This is a genomic window from Paenibacillus sp. FSL K6-2524 (genome assembly GCF_038005525.1).
GTDB classification, from domain to species: domain Bacteria; phylum Bacillota; class Bacilli; order Paenibacillales; family Paenibacillaceae; genus Fontibacillus; species Fontibacillus anaericanus.
Map to the genome: position 1 here is coordinate 2,417,636 of NZ_JBBOSP010000001.1, position 18,107 is coordinate 2,435,742.

An 18,107-nucleotide genomic window follows, 5' to 3' on the forward strand; every position below is an offset into this window, starting at 1 on the left:
CAATAAAATTGGTTCATCAGCTAAATCCTCTTGTCCTGTTTAGGTTTACAGACGAAAATTCCGATACATAGAGCAAGCGTCAAAATCACAATTCCAAGATTCAGGTTCTAGTGTCAGCAATGACGTGGAGGTTCGAGTCCTCTTGACCGCATCAATTTAACAATAAACGAGCTCTTGAATTTTCTCTTGTAGAGATTCAGGAGCTTTTTGCATACTCGGAATTTGCAAGGTATTGCTCATTACTTGAGCCGAAGAAATCTTTGAGCTGTATTCAAGATAAACATAAATGTTGGCGGTCGTGGAATAATGGCTATGCCCTAGCCATGTCTGAATTTCCTTTAAGCTGCACCGTTCGCCAGCAGTAAGCTTGTACAACTATGCCGAAGATCATGAAACCAAATCAGCCGTAAATTATGTTTTTTCAGAACGAGCGGAAAATGTTGAGTAATATAACCCGGCTTAATTCGCTCTCTCAGCTTATCGGCTGCTGTCAGGTTCGTATATCTGTTTGTAAGGTCCGCTTGCAAGGTCCGCGCAAGCGGAAATCCTTGATAAGGAAGGCTGTCGAGGTTATCTTAACAGCCTAAGCGGTCATTATGGATTGTTCCATAACGACCGCTTGTGTTGCAGGTATTAATCGGCTTCGATAACGTCTTTCTTCAATATAATATTGCCGTACAGTGCCTCTTCCCCAGTGACGACCACTGCAGAGGCACTTTTAATCGAACCGCTCTTCCTGCGCCGACCATATGAATCCGCGTTACGGCACACCCGGTCAGCTGTTCCAACTAGGAAACGGCGACCCGATAAGAGTCGGCCAGGCTGTCCAGAATGACGCGAATGACAGCACCGTTCAATTCTGGAACCGGCTGGCCGGTGTCACGGCAGTATTCCGCGATCCGCGCCGGCATATCGCCAGGGGGCCCGAATAAGTGATCGTTCGGGTCGATAAGCGACGAATCCGGTCCGGCAGCTTTGGACAGCGCAGCCATCTCTTTAAAGTTGATGGCGCAGCCGGCTTCGGCATAGGCCCGCTGCGTCGCCAGTAGCCACAGGTCAGTGATATTCTTGAGCAGCATGAATCACGCTTTCATAATTTGAAAAAGGGATCGCCTGCTGCTGACGGTCCCTTTTTCAAAGCGAAGCGTCTAAACAAATTGTGGGTGATTTACTTTTACAGTCTTGAAAGCCTCATCAGCAACGTCAAGAGAAAACTTAGCTTCTTCCTCACCCATCGTTCAGTTGGTGAACATATTATTCGATTTCAACTTACAATTTCGTGTTTTGCATAACAATATTAGTTTTAAAATACGACATATTAGTAGAATCAACAATAGAATACTTGTTTTTGTGCTAATTCAACAAAGGCGCAGGCTTAAGACCAGCTACCTTTCGATGGGGAGATGAGCTTGGCTATCGAACATCGATCATTTTACCATTTTGGCCATTCTATACAATGAAAAAGCAGGCCTGTTAATTTCTCCTGTTATTTCAAATCCCAATCTATGATACAATTTGGCTGCGAGATGATTGTCTTTTCTTACCGTCAAGGAACATTTGGCATAGCCGTGTAAGGAAGCTTGTTCTTCAGCAAATTTTATGAAATTCGTCTTCATGTCCCTCTTTCAGGGTAAACGTCGAAAAGGATTGCTTTAGATTAAAGATGTTATGGCCAATAAAGTTTACTTACGATATGATAATATTTTTTTTAAGGTTTTTTTCAGACTCGGCAAGTGTATTCGCTGCGCTACCGAGAGCCATTTGATTCAGCTTAGCACCCACCAGCGATTTGGAATTTGCTTTCATAATAGAGATTTGGCTCATTTCCTTAACACCCCATATCATTTATTCCAGTCACTTATTGCTGTCTGAGATTAATTAACGGATAGGGAAATCCCTTGTACTTTGACGTTTATAATACCAATAGATAGACCTGTATACTTCTCAATGGATTTCCGAACATTCCTTTGTAATTCTCTGCATACATCGTATATTCTTGCTCCATAATGAATGACAATGCTTAAATTAACATCCAGTCCTGATTCTGTCATATGAAGTTCAATGCCATTTTGCAGGCTTTTCCCACTTAACTTGTTGGTGATTCCTTTGACGACCCCTGATGACATCGAAGCAATTCCCATTGTTGCTGTTGTTGTCTTGCCAATGATTTTAGAAATAGCATCTTTGGAAATCACGATACTCCCTAGTACGTTTTGAATCAACATGTAGATTCCTCCTCGCATGGTACGCCTCTTTATAGTCCAGTGTGATCAGTAATCAGTTGCTTTGAATCCATGGTAAAAAGTATTTACTACCAGTGCTGCCGCGGAATTTTTCGCAATATTGCCGCTCCTCACTTGCTGCCATGTTAGAAATAGCAGTGAGTAGAGGACATTAATGATCCATTCTTTATCGATATTTGGATGAAAATAACCTTTCTGTTGCAATCTTTCAATCACATGCAATACGGGTTTCCTTAGCTCGTGATCCGCTCCTTCAATTTCCTTGTTAAAGTTGACGGATGCATCATGAGCAAGAAAATAAATCTTGTCTCCTAACGGAATAAGTGCCTCAATCAACTCTGGAATGTATTTTTCATAGTTCTCCTCGTTCAAGGAAATTCCTTTCATGGTTTCACTTACGACTTCAATTGCCCGAAATCCCAGATGAATCATCAGTTGCTCTCTGCTTTCAACATATCGATGCAATGTGGCAATACCAATTCCTGCCCAATCAGCAATCTCGTTCATGGAAGCGTTTGGCTTTTCGATAAGTAGCATGGTAGCTACATCCAGAAGGCTGTTAAGTCTCACTTGCTTGATCGTTGTCATGTCTTTCTTCATTGAAACTCCTTTTTTTGATAGATATTATAAATAATTGATAGAACTTACTATCATTTTTTTGAATTTTAAGTCAATTATTAAGAATAGTCAAATAGGAGTAAAAAGATATGTTGTTTTTCTGTGATAATGTCACCCAAAGAACTCAAGAAAATTAAAGCTTCTTAATTATTAAGGATATTATGGAGATATAATATAAAATGTCTATTAAAACCAATAAATGGAGGTTATGGAAATAGGTGATTAAAAAAAGAAACCCTACATCTAAAAGACGCGGGCTTTTCGGTAAACTAATATCCAAAGGGTGTTTCTTACCTCTCTCTTATGAGAGGCGTTATTGTGTTATGCAACCTTTTTTACAAGCTGAATGTCGACGAGAAGCTGACCGATGCTGGTTTCAAACGTGAGTAACTTGTCTGATTTGTTCCGATTCGAGCAAGTATCGGCAACTTCGATTGAAGGGGGCTGGATATCGCATTGAACCTGATCCGAGAACAAGCCTGTCATCGCATTGCCGCTGATGATGTTGACAACCTCGGAGATGGCAGATGCGACGAAATCGTCCAGCTCGTTCATCTCCATTCCGGAGAGGATGCGGACAATTTCCAGAGTCATGCTTTCGGGAAAGTAGTAATCTATCTTGCCTTCCAAATCGCCGACGATGCCGATGCTGACGTTTACGGCTCTATTTTTCAACTCCGAAAGCTGCTCCGGTGGCGTGACTTGAATGTCCAGATCGAGCATCAGCCGAAAAACCTCCTGCGTTGCTATGAAAAAGGGATGGGTAAAATCGGTCATGCTTCCACCTCCAGCCGGTGGATATAATCGGCAATCTTCTGGTCGGTGGCGGCAACGTGGTTGATCAGCCAGGCGATCAGTTTGCCTGCAAATTTTTGTACGAGAGGTTCCTCATAGCCCTGTTCCTCGAACAACTTCACGAATTCTTGAACCTCGGAGGTAAATTCCGCATGTATTTCGCAGTGCCGATTACAATCGGGGTATCCTACTTTTCTCTGGTAGCACTCTTCGTCGTGAAAATGCTTCACTACGTATTCCTTCATAAATTCCAGCGTTTCCTTCACCTTCTCGACCTTAAGCTCCCATGGTTCTTTGGAGCGAAGTACGAGCAAAAAGCTTTCAACCCGCTCAAACAATTCCATATGCTGCTTGTCGATCAAGTCAATGCCAAGCGTATACTTATCCTTCCACATCATCAGTAGGTCTCCTCCTTGGAATTTTATGTAAAAAATAAAAGAGCAAACATCATTATACGACATAACCCGACAAAAGGACTATGAACTTTGTTGCGGTCAGCTCGGGTTTCAGATTTGCTTGGAGACAGAGATTTGGCTGGATAAAGGCTTGTGCCACTGTAAAAGTAATTAGGTGTAAAGGTCTCGATTTTCTTTTCCAATGAATGATTGATTTTGATTTTGTGTTAAGATGGTTCGAAAGATCCAACGGTTGAACAAAAGACCTAAATATGGATATTAATGAACACTTAAGAAGTCTGACGAAAGAAATTAGTGAATGTTAAAGTCCTATAGAACGTGCCTTTAAACCTGATTTAACCATAGCAAACTATTGGCTTAAAAATCCTAAAAACCGCAAATATGCAGATTAGCTTATCATAACGAGTTACAACCTAAGAGAATGTTTAAATTTAGTAAACAGTCGACAAAATGGGGGAATTTTCAAATGGAAAGTTACGTGTTGAATAATGGTGTTTTAATGCCAAAAATTGGTCTAGGCGTCTATAAAATTAAAAATGAAAACGAAGACGCTTTAATATGAGCTTTGAGAAATGGATATCGGCATTTAGATACCGCGGCTTTCTATCATAATGAGGAGCTTATTGCCAACGCGATAAAAAAATCAGGGCTAAAAAGAAGTGATATCTTTATCACAACAAAAGTATGGAGTTCTGATTTGGGGAAAAAGACAAAACAAGCTTTTGAAGTCAGCTTAAAAAAACTGCAAACCGATTATATTGATCTTTATTTGATCCATTGGCCAGCTACGAACTATCTTTACAGTTGGGGAGTAATGGAGGAGTTATATAACGAAGGAAAAATCAGAGCAATTGGTGTGGCTAATTTTGAACAGAATCATCTAGAAAACGTAATGAAACAGGGAACAATCATTCCTACAGTAAATCAAATTCAAACGAACCCTTTCTTTCAACAAAATGAACTCCATGAATATCTGGTAAAGCACAACATACAACATGTAGCTTGGGGGCCCTTCGGACATGGGAATAAGCAGTTATTTACTCATCCAGTGCTAACAGAGATCGCCGAGATGAATGGTAAAACTACGGCACAAATCATGCTAAGGTGGAGCATTCAACGCGACATCGCGGTTATTCCGAAATCCATTAATCCAGTAAGACTGAAAAATAATATGGATATTTTTGATTTTAGCTTATCAGACGAAGAAATGAAAAGAATATCCACATTAGAAAGAAACAAGAGAGGATTTAACAATCCAAATAACAAGCTTTTTTTATGGGTTACTCGCTTAATTCGTTAGCATTCGAAGTTATAAGAAAGAGCTATTGGAGAACCTCCAATAGCTCTTTCCTCTCTACATTCTTAATAGATCAGGCGGCGGAATCTGTGTCGATGTGCTCTCTGAGCCTGGCACGTCGACCGAGCAGGAAGCCGACCAGGGAGGCTAGCATTTGCTGAAATACCATTCCGAGCACGACAGGAACAGCGACTGGAGCGGGAAAATAGGAAACCGCCAAAACGGCTCCAGCGCTGATATTTCGCATGCCTCCATTAAATATAATGGCGACCTGATCTGCTTCAGTCCAGCCTAGTAGAATGGAGATGCAGTAGCTCAATAGATAGCCAGTGGAGGCGAGCGTAATAATTACGACTGCTAAACCGGCTAAACGTAAATTGAAATTCGCGAGATAAGGGGCGACGACCGAGCCATTAATCGCAACAACCATAGCCATTGCCAGCTTGGAGAATGGGTTCAGTCTCTGGGTCCAGACGAGGGCAACTCCGCCTTTGGTCCATTCATTTAGCAGCATACCCAGTAGCGAAGGGACAACAATCATCCAGAATAGACTACTCATCATGGCTGCCGCATCCAGATGCACACTTTCTCCGATTAACAGCGAGAGAATACCGGGTACTGCGAATGGAGCCAGAATGGTATCAATCAGGATAATAGATAGCGTTAAGGCGATATTGCCCTTATAGATGCTGACCCAGACAAAGCTGCTTACCCCGGTTGGTATGGCTGCGGCAAGTATGAGCCCGGTAATGGTATAAGCATCTCCAGGAAAGGTCAGATGGCCGAAACCCAGCGCAATCAACGGCATAGCTAAATGCAGGATAAACAGACAGATAATCAGCGGAACGGGCTTTTTGAGCACTTTCAAAAAATCCCTGAATCCGAGACTGATGCTGCCGGCAAATGTCATGAAGGCAAATAACCAAGGTGCCAGATAAGTATAAGAAGACAAGATACTGCCGCAGAGCACGCCGACGATGATGCTGACCGGAGTGATCAGGGGCATGATACGGTTCAACCGCTGATTCAAGGTACGAAGCATGTTCAAATTACTTCCTTTATAATTATGGCTGCTTCTATTATATCTGCTTATCCTAAAGAAGGAAGAGATTTAACAGACATACCGCTGCACCTTGTTATTACTTTTGCGCAGACGCGCTAGATCCAGTATGTGATACTCGTCTTTTTGAAAAAAATAATCAAAAGGAACTGAGAATGAAAATGCGATTCAATTACAAGAATATATGGTATGATTTTACTGGAAACAATAGTTTGATCTATTAATTAGTACGCTAGTGTTAGCACCGATAATTTCATATGGAGATTGAAAGTGAAGGTATTTGTCGGGGTTAATTAGTTTCTCATAGGAAATAGCGCACCTACATACAAAATTAGATAATACTCATGAACTTAATATGAAGGAAGGTAAAATATTGAAAAAAATATTCATTAGTCATTCAAGTAAAGACTCAGAGTATATATTGCCTATAATAGATTTATTGGAAGGCATTGGGGTCACTAGTGAAGAAATATTCTGTACATCTTATGAACCTTATGGAATCCCACTTGGTGAGAATTTTTTAGAACGTATCAAAGCTGAACTTAATGAAAATGTGCTTGTTCTATTTGTATGGTCATCTAATTTTTTTGATAGTCCAGTTAGTTTGTGCGAACTAGGTGCAACTTGGGTCCGATCCAGCAAACATATACCTATCTTAATACCACCATTTGATTTTAAAGATGTTCAAGGTGTTTTGCCTTTGAGTCAAGGATTCAAGATTAATGTATCTGAAAAGATAAATTCTTTTAAAACGAAGATACTAGAATTTTTCGGGTTAAAAGAATTGGATACTAATATATGGGAAAGAAAAAGGAATAATTTTTTGGCTCAGATTAATGAGTTGTTAAATGTATCTGAGGGAGACTCAGACGAAGTGAGTTCTCAGGTAAAAGAAGTAGTTGAATCGTTATCCTCTGAATCTGATTTGAAAATACTAAAAGAATTTTCTGATACGTTCACATGTGATTCTGTCTACAAGTTTATAAATACTTTGGAAGACAGGAGAATATATTCTGAGTCGCAATTAAAGACTTTTAAGAAAACGCTAAAGCGATACTCGGCACCAGACAAAAGATTTAGGTTACCTTTATTACAAAAAGCAAAGGAAGACTTTTTTAAATCAATTAACGAATTTGTATCTTTTGGTAGTGGAATCTTTGATTATGGTAAAGATGAATTTGAAGATAATTTAGTGTTTTACGGCGGTCATTATGGAGGGATGCAATTGAATGCTAACTATGATAAATATGAGAGGGATTCAGAAAAATTAAAAGATTTGGTAAATGAAATAAAAACAAGATGGGAAAAATTATTTGTTATCACCCAATCAAACTATCCAAACTTTCAATGGAATTAATCACTGGAAAGTGTTTGGTGGAATTGGCAGACGTGCTAGATTCGGGTTCTAGTGCCAGCAATGACGTTGAGGTTCGAGTCCTCTTGACCGCATTAAATAAGGATTTTAACGATTTAAGTGGTCGATATTAAACCCTTTTCCATGAAGAAAAACCACTTAATTATGAAGTGAAGTGACCCCCTAAAGTTAGACAGGTTATTTTATTAGGCAATTTGTTGGGCATGAGTTCGGTACTGTACCGGACTCATGCCTTTTAGTTTTGCCTTAATTCGCTTGTTGTTGTAATAATGGATGTATTTTGATAGCTCTTGTTTAAAATGTGCGATACTTTCAAATTCCTTTAAATACAGAAGTTCAGATTTCATGATGCCAAAGAAGTTCTCAATGACGGCATTGTCGTAGCAGTTACCTTTACGGGACATACTTTGCTTGATGCCACGTTCTTCAAGGGCATGACGATACTGTTTCATCTGATAGTGCCAACCTTGGTCAGAATGAATAAGGGGCTTATCTACATCTGTTAATCGACTGAATGCTTGATCTAACATCGTAGAAACAAGCGAGTAGACCGGTCTTGAACCGATCGTATACGTAATAATTTCACCATTATATAGATCGAGTACTGGAGATAAATATAGCTTTTCTCCGAATAATTTAAACTCTGAAATATCCGTAACCCATTTCTCATTCGGCTTTTCAGCGTGGAAGTTACGTTCTAAAATGTTGGGTGCAATCTTGCCAATCATCCCTTTGTACGAGCGATATTTCTTCATACGTACCAGGCACTTCAATCCTAATTCTTGCATGATACGCTGAACCTTTTTGTGATTTAACTGACGTCCTCGATTCATCAATTCGTCGTGAATACGACGATAGCCATAACGTCCTTCGTGTTCATCATAAATCGCTTGAATCAATGCTTTTAGCTTCGCATCTGGGTCAGGCCTACCAATGTTCTTTACCCAGTAATAATACGTGCTACGTGGGACATCTGCCAACTGCAGGAGTGCTTTCACCGAGAATTCGTTCCTTAGTTCATAGACGACTTGTGCTTTGTCTTCTTTGGTGATTTTTCCTTGTTTTGAACTAAGGCATTCAACTTTTTTAAGTAAGCATTCTCCATGCGTAAACGCTCTAACTCTGCTTTTAAAGCCTCGACAGAACCATCATCTGGCACCTGTTTCTTGGCTGCTCCTTGTTTTTCACTATTCATGATAGGACGCCCCTTTTTCTTTGAGTTGAGGGCGTCCATTCCTTCATTCTCTATCCTTCTTCTCCATTTCCGAATCATACTAGGTTCAGATATGTTGAATATGGCTGCTGTTTCATTAGGTGACGTCCCATTTTCGTTCATATAATTGAGTACGTCTAGTTTATACTGAGTAGAATAGCTTGTATAGGATTTCTTAAAAGCGTCGGCTCCATGATACTTATATTGTTTAACCCAGTTCATTACGACGGCTGAACTCGTTCTTAATTCTTCCGCTAGCGAGTTAAAACTTTCTTTGCCTTCTAGGTAACTAAATACGGTCCGTAGTTTTATTGCTAAAGAATACTTGGACATAAAAACTGCACCTCCAATTGTTAGTTGTGTCTAACAATTGGGGTGCAGTTCATTATCATGACACTAAATTCATGGTAATTAAGTGGTTTTTTTTGTTAAGGAACGCGACTTGATAATACACTAGTCCATATTATTATACTCATATGCACTAATGTTATATTTATAGAGCGAATTTATACAAGTATAATGACATTAAATTTATAGTGAAGATATGTGCTTAGAAAAAAATCGGAAACAGCAAGTTATAAGAGACAAAAAAAGAGGAGTTAATAATTATGATTAATAATTTGTTTATACTTGAAGAAAGAGAAAAATTGAAATGGAAAAATGAACCGATGTACTGGGAATACACCAAAGAAGATGGTTTGATTATGGATGCATCAGCTAATGCAGATTTTTTTAAAGATCCTGGGGGAAAACATATAGCCGAGTCTGCTCCTTTTCTATATGTACAGGTTGATTCGTCCTTCCAGCTTACCACACAGATTCAGGTAGACATGCTTCATCTATATGATTCAGGCTGTTTGATGTTAATGGCGGACGATAACAATTGGGCCAAACTTTGTTTTGAATTTAACGGAGAGTATGCCACCATTGTGTCTGTTGTAACAAAGAACGGATCCTCCGATGATTGTAATTCTGAGCGTGTTATGGTTGAAACCCCCTATTTAAGGATCGAGAAAAATGGATTAACTATTTCTTTTTATTACTCTATTGATGGTCTGGATTGGAAATTAATACGTTACTTTGGAATGGATTCCTCTGCGCCGTTCATCGCGGGAGCAGTTGCCCAGTCTCCGATGGGATCAGGTTGCCGAGTCAATTTTAAATATCTAAGCTTATCGTCACCAAATAGGGATAGTAGATTTTAGGGCATGACAAAGAAACCTCTGGATACTTGTGAGAGTCTACCACAGGATGATATCTCTGTAGTTCTAGCTAGATTGTAAAAAAGGATTTGAACGAGTTTAACTCGAATTAATCAAAAGTGATACTCAAATCAACTATTTATATAAGTTCAGGAGAAATAAATAATGAATGGTCATAGGAAAATTCTTATTATTGAAGACGAGCAAGATATTGCTCGAATTATAAGGGACTATATTAACAAGAACGGATATGAAGCTACCATTGCTAGTAATGGTAAAGATGCCTTTCAGCTCATCGAGATATTGAATCCGGAGTTCATTATTCTAGATATTATGCTACCTGATATTGATGGTATTGAGCTATGTCGCCAAATTCGGGAGAAGAATAATGTTCCCATTCTTATCTTAAGTGCCCGAGGTAGTGATACCGATAAGGTGCTTGGACTTGGATTTGGTGCGGATGATTATATGACGAAACCATTTTCATTAACCGAGTTACTTGCAAGAATTAAATCTAATTTGCGAAGAGTTGAAAGTATGATAAGTACTTCGCCGAAACAATCAGAGAATGAGGATATTCTTCATTTAGGAACGATCATCATTGATAAAAAGGGATACAAAGTAACGAAAGAAGGTAAGGAAGTTTCGCTATCGGCGAAGGAACTAGAGTTGTTATTTTTTCTATCCAAGCATAGAAACCAAGTCTTCTCTAAAACTCAACTCTTGGATGCTGTATGGGGTTACTCAACTTATGGGGATGAGAGTACGATAACCGTGTATATTCGCAGAATACGAGAGAAGCTGGAAGTGGATCCGTCCAATCCCATGTATATTAAGACAGTCTGGGGAATTGGCTACAAATTTAGCTTCGATGAATGACAAGTAAGATAGGAGATACCAATGTATTTGAATGTTTGGTTTAGAAAATGGTTAATAGCCGTTCTTATTTGTCTTGTCATCATCATGGGATGTGGGGCAGGTTTGCTCTGGGACAACTATAGAAGTCAAAGCGAGGCTGACTCCCAGTTGGTTATTAATAAGATACGACTCCAAGTGAGCGATATGATGCTCTATCTAGAACAATTTAATCAAGAGCTTGAAAATGATTCAAAGATACGAGAAACCATCCAAGCTATGTCACAGAAACATCAATTAAGCTTAATGTATGTGCAACTAGATGGCCGTATTATATTCAATTCCTCACCTAACACCACCGCTCAACAAATAGACTTAAAAACTGTGCTTCATTATGACTTATATCATGCGAGAGTTGATAAAGATTTCTATAGCATCGCTTTCCCCGTAGTTGATGAGGCTACCCAAGTTCAAGCTGGTAATGCTATTTTTGCTATGCCAGCAAGTGCTGTTTTCGTTGAGAAATCCCATGCTATACCTCTTACGCTGTTTATAGTGATGTCTGCAATGCTACTCATCCTATGTTACCTGATGTTCATTATTAGAAATAAGATCAAGAGAGACATTATTCAGCCTATTTATCACTTGAAAGATTACACGGAGTCTATTATAAAAGGAAACTACGAGCAAAAAGCCTCATATGGAACTATGAACGAGATCGGTGAGGTATATGCGTTGTTTGATCAAATGAGATTGGAGATCATGTATCATAGCCAGCGGAGAGATGAACAGGAGAAAGCGCAGAAGGAACTGATCTCCAATATTTCGCACGAAATTAAGACACCATTAACGACGCTGAAGGCTTACATTGAAGCCATTCGTGAGGGAGTCTGTCCTGACATGCCATCAGTTATGGAATATGTTGAGATCATGCATACCAATACGGATAAAATGACCCGATTGACCGAGGATCTCTTGGTACATGCATTACAAGAACTAGGACAGATCTCGGTGACGCTCACAGAGCAGTACAGCAGGGAGATGTTTTTTCGAATTCTACAGCCTATCGGTCATTATGTTCGTACAGCAGGGGTAGCTTTTGTTGAGCCTACGGACATTCCAAATGTACTCATTAATGCCGATGCCAATCGGTTGGAGCAGGTGGTTTCTAATCTAATTGCTAATTCGTTGAAACATACATCAACAGGAGATTCGATTAGTGTGGATATAGTGATTGCGCTGGGACAGTTGAAAATAACGATAGCGGATACAGGAAAGGGAATTCTTCCACAGGATATTCCTTTTGTTTTTGATCGATATTTTAAAGGGAAATTGAATTCTAGTCCTAGAAATGAAGGGTTTGGATTAGGGCTCTCGATTTGTAAACATATTATTGAAGCTCATAATGGTTCGATTTCTTTTAGAAGTGACCAAGGTCAAGGTACGGTATTTCATTGTATGATTCCTTTATGTTAGGTTGTCGCAGTAATATTTCATTAATATTTAGATAAGTGTTTATACATAAACGCCCTTTACAATGAGAATATGACTTTATTCAGGAGGGCTTACATTTGGGAAAGAAAGCGATCATTCAAGCTACGAACCTATGCAAAACCTACTCAACAGGTAGCGAACAATTTCATGCGATCAGAAATCTAAATTTAGAAGTTTATGAAGGGGATTTCACGGTAATTATGGGGAATTCGGGATCAGGAAAGTCCACGCTGTTGTATATGCTAAGTGGGCTTGATTCCGTAACGGTAGGAGAGGTTTACTTTCAAGATCAACGTATCGACAGCTACAAAGAAAAGCAATTAGCAGAGTTTAGGGCGAGTAGAATCGGATATATTTATCAAAGCATTAATCTAGTGCCTGACCTTACAATATTTGAAAATATCGCCTTGCCTGGATATATCGCGGGGCATTCCAAGAAAGAAGTAAAGCGTAGGGCGCTCTCACTAATGAAGGCTATGGAAATTGAGAGCCAGAAGCATCGCCTCCCCTCCCAAACCTCAGGTGGACAGCAACAAAGAGCGGCGATTGCCAGAGCTTTGATCAACTCTCCAGATATTATTTTTGCGGATGAGCCGACAGGAAGCTTGAATTATGATCAAGGTGTGGCTGTTCTAGATATCCTAACGGATATGAATCGAAAAGGGCAGTCCGTGGTCATGGTGACCCATGACATTAAAGCTGCTTGCAGAGCTGATCGCCTGATCTTAATAAAAGATGGGAAGATAGCGGATGTGTTGGATTTTGATAAGTTTGATAATACTCATATTCAAGACAGAGAAGCGATTATATTTTCTTATGTTTCAGGAAGGGAGTAGACGCTGATGTATGCAGTTTACTCTCTCTGCCTAGCGAATCTAAGAAAAAAGAAGGTACACAATGGATTGATTGGCTTACTTATTCTCCTATCAACATTGCTACTTGCTACTTCGGTCACAGTTATACTAAATACAAATAATTTATTTACCGATATGCACAATAAAACACATGGTTCTCATGAGATGTTGATATTAGGCGATGAGCTGCATGACCCCTATAAGTTACAGGAGTGGTGGAGTGAACAGGAAGGAGTTACATCATCGGAGTTGATTCCGTTTAGAACGATATCAGGAATCACAGTCCAAGGGAAAGAGTCTTCGACAGGGCTCTCAAGCTTATATCTGTATATGATGGATACACCTGAGCGTCCTTATGCGGTGGATGAACTTATATTTGCAGATGGAAATGAGAGTTTAACACCAGAGAATGGAACGATATGGCTCCCCACTTCAATAGCCTATTTATATGATATTTCTGTAGGAGATACACTAGGATTTACAGCAGGTGAAAAGGATTTTGCATTGAAGGTATCAGCCGTCGTTGTGGATATGCCCTACGGAGCACCTTTTCCAACATCAGTACGCATATGGATGAATCATCAGGATTATGAAGAACAAATTCACGTTATTCAGGGTAAAGATCAATACATGATGGGGCTTAGATTTGATAATTATAGTCAGAGTTCAAGCTATTGGGAACAATTTGAGCAAGACATGGGTACGCCGTATCTGGAATCAAAAGTGGGTTTTGAGGAGATGGCTGCTTTTTATCTCATTATGAATAAAGTGATTGGATTTATTATGATTTTTCTAGGTATCGTGATGATGCTTGTTGCTTTATTCACGATTGGATTTACGATTTCAGATGATGTTTTATCCAATTATAAAACGATTGGTGTAATTAAAGCATTAGGGTTACCCTCTAAGAAATTGATGGGGGTCTACTTAGCGCAATACGCATTGATTTCTATGGTCGCGATTATCCCTGGATTAATTACTAGTCAATGGATATCAAGAGTTATCGTAGATAGTGCTCTTTCGTCCCTGAAGACGGGAGTCATGGAGGCCAAGTCGGATGTAAATCTTGTAGCTTTTGTCCTAGGCATACTTGTGTTTATACTCGTCATATTATGTGTGTTGTTCTATTCCAACAAAGCTCGGCTTGTACAGCCTATGCAAGCCATTCGTTATGGCATGTCCGAAAGTGACAATAGCGCAATGACAAAACGTTTCGCCGTTAAAGAAAATCAGAGAATTTCTTTTGGGAGAGCGCCACTCCTCGTTGTTATTGGACTAAGAAATATATTAAAGAATAGAAAATCTTCCATTCTAATGACAATGCTAACCATCATCATGTCAGCCGTGCTCGTGCTGGGGTTTGTTCTATTAAATAGTATCAGTTCTATTAAACAGACATCCCCATTATGGGGGTATGATGATTCCGACATCGTACTGCAAATTAATAACCAATCGATATTCTCCCGTGCGGAGTTTGATCAGGCGATATTGTCTGACCCAAGAATTAAAAATTTCGGATGGATGGGCGGAATAAATGGTGTTGTTTCTGCAGATGGAACGCTGAACGCTGAACATTCCGATGCTCAGTCCATGAATTTTTCTATCACTGTTATCGATGGAAGTTATGATGAAATGGGGTATACCATACTAAGAGGGAAGAACCCCCAAAGTAAAAATGAAATCGCAATAGGAATCAAAGTAGCTAAGCAACTGAATAAAGATCTAGGAGATGTTGTAGTAGTTTATCTTGAAGGTTACAAGCATACACTTACGATTACGGGGATCTATCAATCTATTGCTAATATGTCTTACTCGGCAAGAATTGTAGCGGATGTGGTCAAAATGAATAACCCCGATTACAGTAATCTGGATACCGCATTAATTAATATAGAAGATAATCGAGATTCTGATCAAATTGTAAATGAATTAAATGAGGAATATAAGGTTTCAGCATCCGCAGTTTCTCAGCAGACATTGTTAGAGGCAGTATATAAACAAGCTGTGGCATCTTTAATTCTACCCATGAGTATCATGGGATTGTTATTCACTGGGGTTACAATCATCATCGTATACAGTATTAGTCGTATAAATATCAGAAAAGAAAGCAAAACCTACGGAATATATAAATCTATAGGTTTGACTTCAACTAAGATTAGATTGTCTGTAACGCTGGGGATCGTAGCTGTTTCTGCTATCGGAGCAGTCATAGGTGTATTTGTGGGAGTATATTTTTTGCCTCTTATATTAGGTAGCATTCTCGCTGATTACGGAATTTCTGATTTACCTTTGATACTCAATTGGCTAGGGATCATAGGCTTTGCCTGTGTGACTATAATTTCAGCAGGATTGGGTTCTTGGGCTTCCTCAAGAGTGGTGTCTACAACATCGCCGCAAATTCTTGTAATTGAGTAATAGGAGTGTCTTCAATTTAATGTCTCGAATTGGATTCAAAGCAAAAAGTGGACCTCCAAATGGATGTCCACTTTTTTGTATGGCCGAGAGATAGAACCCGGCAAGAACAGTTCCTCTTCCAGGTAGTATTACTCGCTTACAAGTATCTCAACATCAAGCCGATGAAGCGCATCAATCCATTCCTGGGAACAGCCCTGATCGGTTATGATCATGGATATTTGTTCGATAGGAGCAATTTGGGCAAAGGTGGTGACACCGAACTTGGAATGATCCACTAGAAGAATGGACTCTTCAGCTCGTTGCATCATTTTACGCGAGATTAGAGCCTCTTCTAGATTGTATTCGGTAATACCATCAGCGAGTGAGACACCACCAGCGGAAATAAAAGCCTTATTCACCTTAAACTGATCCAGCATGTTATGAGCAATGGGTCCAGTTGCGGCTTGATAGCTCAAATTCACTTCGCCCCCGGCAAAAATAACTTTACCCTGGAAATCTTCCAAAGCACAGGTCAAGATCACTACGGAATTTGTAATGACGGTCACATCGGCGCGGTCTCTAAGCTGTCGCATAATTTCTAGCGTTGTTGTACCGTTATCGAGCATCACCGTTTCTCCATCCTCAACAAGGGAAGCTGCAAGCTTTCCAATCGCCTGCTTTTCACTTTGATGCATCTGGGACCGTTTCAGAAATACGGGCTCGATCATTTCGGATCGCATCCGAACAGCTCCACCATACACTTTTCTCAGCTTTTCTTCTTTCTCTAATCGGTCTAGATCACGCCGTATTGTTTCTGTAGATACATTAAATAACTCTGCCAGAGCATGAACCTGCACCTTCCCGTCCATCTCCAACTGCGCGAGGATTGTCTGCCGTCGTTCTTCATAGGTCAAGGACATGAATGATTCCTCCTAATGTTTTGTTAAATCGTTACTTCTAAGAGTATGGTTCGTACAGACCAAGCGAAGGCATACACTATGTATTTATTGTTCTATCTTCTATCATGTGTTTTGTTGTTGTTTTCACTAAGTGTATTCTCCCTGTAATGTACTTGTCAAGCTAGATGCCGTATCCACAATGGTATATTTGTTTGATCAAATAGGTTTTCTATTTAGTCCTTGTACATATATTCATTATTGAAAACACTAAGGTTCAGGTCACATTTTAGAATTGTTAACGGAATGTAAAAAATGGATTGACAGTTTGTTAAATCGGCGATAGAATCAACTTGAAACCACATGAAAACACACTATTCAACATCAAAACAATGAGTTGAATGACAGAGGGGGTAACTTTTTATGAAACGCAGTTTATCTTTTCAGCAAGACGGAACTTTTAAAATCGTGCAATTTACAGACATCCATTGGAAGGACGGAAGAGCAGAGGATCGGCGTTCCCGTAAATTGATGGAAAGTGTTCTGGATGCCGAGCAACCGGATCTTGTTGTATTTACGGGAGATATCATATACAGCGCTCCTGTCGCACCGGAGGATGTTGAATGTGAAAATCCGCAGCAAGCTTTCCGCGATGCTGTTGCCGTAGTTGAAGAACGAGGATTTCCGTGGGCCTTTGTGTTTGGCAATCATGACACTGAACAACGAATCTCACGTGAAGAGTTGATGCAAGTGGCATTGACACATAAACATATCATAGCGGAGTCAGGACCTGAACATATAGAGGGTTCAGGTAATTATACAATTGAACTTGTAGATACAGAAGGTAATCCAGCATTTAATCTGTATTTTCTGGACTCGGGCAGTTATTCCCCACTTGAGCATGTCCCAGGCTATAACTGGATTCATCGAGATCAAATCGGTTGGTTGACTAGTGAATGTTTACGGCTAAATCCAGATGACACAGAGGAAAAAACTCCAGCGCTCGCCTTCTTTCATATCCCGATTCCTGAATATCAGGAAATGTGGGACACCCAAGTCTGTGAGGGTCATAAATTCGAACCTGTGTGCTGTCCTCCCATCAATTCGGGACTATTCACGGCTCTGCTTGAAATGGGCGATGTAATTGGCACTTTCTGTGGACATGATCATACCAATGATTTTAGCGGAACCTTGCACGGCATTAAGCTTTGCTACGGGCGGGCAAGTGGCTACAATACTTACGGTAAAGAGGGATTTATGCGGGGCTCTCGTGTTATTCAACTAAACCAGGGACAACATGAATTTGCTACTTGGCTTCGTCTGGAAGATGGATCCGTTGTACATGAACAGCCCACTCATGATCCTAACAATGCACAATAATGTTTAACTTCAAAGGGG

General features: G+C 39.9%; 18 protein-coding genes. 8 read left to right on the forward strand and 10 right to left on the reverse strand.

The genetic code is table 11. The features are described 5' to 3' along the window. Nucleotides 1-338 precede the first annotated feature (338 nt). From NST85_RS10765 to NST85_RS10800, 7 genes are all read right to left on the reverse strand, one after another. Complete coding sequence (locus tag NST85_RS10765; protein WP_341189268.1) at nt 339-527, reverse strand: hypothetical protein; 189 nt, start codon at nt 525-527, stop codon at nt 339-341. A gap of 106 nt (nt 528-633) precedes the next feature. Next, on the reverse strand, nt 634-771 hold the full coding sequence (locus NST85_RS10770) for an RbsD/FucU family protein (protein ID WP_246054315.1): 138 nt from the start codon (nt 769-771) through the stop codon (nt 634-636). Nucleotides 772-788: 17 nt separating this feature from the next. Then, the gene (locus NST85_RS10775; protein WP_127193857.1) at nt 789-1,079 is read right to left on the reverse strand and encodes an FGGY-family carbohydrate kinase; all 291 of its coding nucleotides are present in this window, start codon (nt 1,077-1,079) and stop codon (nt 789-791) included. Between the two features lie 795 nt (nt 1,080-1,874). Next, nucleotides 1,875-2,225, reverse strand: a complete 351-nt coding sequence (locus NST85_RS10785; RefSeq protein ID WP_127193858.1) for an Asp23/Gls24 family envelope stress response protein — start codon at nt 2,223-2,225, stop codon at nt 1,875-1,877. A 45-nt stretch (nt 2,226-2,270) separates the two neighbouring features. Further along, nucleotides 2,271-2,843 carry a TetR/AcrR family transcriptional regulator gene (locus tag NST85_RS10790; RefSeq protein ID WP_127193859.1) on the reverse strand — a complete coding sequence of 191 codons (573 nt, stop codon included), beginning with the start codon at nt 2,841-2,843 and terminating at the stop codon, nt 2,271-2,273. A 339-nt stretch (nt 2,844-3,182) separates the two neighbouring features. Further along, nucleotides 3,183-3,638, reverse strand: coding sequence for a chemotaxis protein CheX (locus NST85_RS10795; RefSeq protein ID WP_341189269.1), 456 nt, complete (start codon nt 3,636-3,638; stop codon nt 3,183-3,185). Then, nucleotides 3,635-4,054 carry a bacteriohemerythrin gene (locus NST85_RS10800; protein ID WP_341189270.1) on the reverse strand — a complete coding sequence of 140 codons (420 nt, stop codon included), beginning with the start codon at nt 4,052-4,054 and terminating at the stop codon, nt 3,635-3,637. The genes NST85_RS10795 and NST85_RS10800 overlap by 4 nt, the downstream gene beginning before the upstream one ends. 583 nt (nt 4,055-4,637) lie before the next feature. Here NST85_RS10800 and NST85_RS10805 point away from each other — a divergent pair. Continuing rightward, nucleotides 4,638-5,372: an aldo/keto reductase gene (locus NST85_RS10805; protein ID WP_341189271.1), complete on the forward strand. Its 735-nt coding sequence runs from the start codon at nt 4,638-4,640 to the stop codon at nt 5,370-5,372. Between the two features lie 70 nt (nt 5,373-5,442). On the opposite strand, the gene NST85_RS10810 is transcribed toward NST85_RS10805, so the two are convergent. Then, complete coding sequence (locus NST85_RS10810) at nt 5,443-6,411, reverse strand: bile acid:sodium symporter family protein (protein WP_127193862.1); 969 nt, start codon at nt 6,409-6,411, stop codon at nt 5,443-5,445. Nucleotides 6,412-6,784: 373 nt separating this feature from the next. On the opposite strand from NST85_RS10810, the gene NST85_RS10815 reads away from it, so the two are divergent. Next, nucleotides 6,785-7,786: a toll/interleukin-1 receptor domain-containing protein gene (locus NST85_RS10815; RefSeq protein ID WP_341189272.1), complete on the forward strand. Its 1,002-nt coding sequence runs from the start codon at nt 6,785-6,787 to the stop codon at nt 7,784-7,786. Between the two features lie 203 nt (nt 7,787-7,989). Here the strand turns inward: NST85_RS10815 and NST85_RS10820 are convergent. Beyond that, nucleotides 7,990-9,350 (reverse strand): IS3 family transposase gene (locus NST85_RS10820; RefSeq protein WP_127195313.1). Its coding sequence is split into 2 segments (ribosomal slippage): nt 7,990-8,894 and nt 8,894-9,350, totalling 1,362 coding nucleotides; the frame shifts between segments, so codons are not numbered across the junction. A gap of 275 nt (nt 9,351-9,625) precedes the next feature. On the opposite strand from NST85_RS10820, the gene NST85_RS10825 reads away from it, so the two are divergent. The 5 genes from NST85_RS10825 (at nt 9,626) to NST85_RS10845 (ending at nt 15,834) form a co-directional block, all read left to right on the forward strand. Then, entirely contained in the window at nt 9,626-10,222 is a 597-nt protein-coding gene (locus NST85_RS10825) for a DUF1349 domain-containing protein (RefSeq protein WP_127195281.1), read from the forward strand. A gap of 162 nt (nt 10,223-10,384) precedes the next feature. After that, nucleotides 10,385-11,098 (forward strand): response regulator transcription factor, encoded by a 714-nt coding sequence (locus NST85_RS10830; protein ID WP_127195282.1) that lies wholly within the window; start codon nt 10,385-10,387, stop codon nt 11,096-11,098. Between the two features lie 21 nt (nt 11,099-11,119). Beyond that, entirely contained in the window at nt 11,120-12,550 is a 1,431-nt protein-coding gene (locus NST85_RS10835) for a sensor histidine kinase (RefSeq protein WP_341189273.1), read from the forward strand. A 95-nt stretch (nt 12,551-12,645) separates the two neighbouring features. Next, a complete protein-coding gene (locus NST85_RS10840; protein ID WP_246054462.1) occupies nt 12,646-13,404 on the forward strand; it encodes an ABC transporter ATP-binding protein in 759 nt (252 codons plus the stop codon). A 6-nt stretch (nt 13,405-13,410) separates the two neighbouring features. Continuing rightward, on the forward strand, nt 13,411-15,834 hold the full coding sequence (locus NST85_RS10845) for an ABC transporter permease (RefSeq protein ID WP_341189274.1): 2,424 nt from the start codon (nt 13,411-13,413) through the stop codon (nt 15,832-15,834). 128 nt (nt 15,835-15,962) lie between these two features. Here NST85_RS10845 and NST85_RS10850 read toward each other — a convergent pair whose 3' ends face one another. After that, the gene (locus NST85_RS10850) at nt 15,963-16,733 is read right to left on the reverse strand and encodes a DeoR/GlpR family DNA-binding transcription regulator (RefSeq protein WP_341189275.1); all 771 of its coding nucleotides are present in this window, start codon (nt 16,731-16,733) and stop codon (nt 15,963-15,965) included. Between the two features lie 399 nt (nt 16,734-17,132). On the opposite strand from NST85_RS10850, the gene NST85_RS10855 reads away from it, so the two are divergent. After that, the gene (locus tag NST85_RS10855; protein ID WP_307393170.1) at nt 17,133-18,089 is read left to right on the forward strand and encodes a metallophosphoesterase family protein; all 957 of its coding nucleotides are present in this window, start codon (nt 17,133-17,135) and stop codon (nt 18,087-18,089) included. Nucleotides 18,090-18,107: the final 18 nt, after the last annotated feature.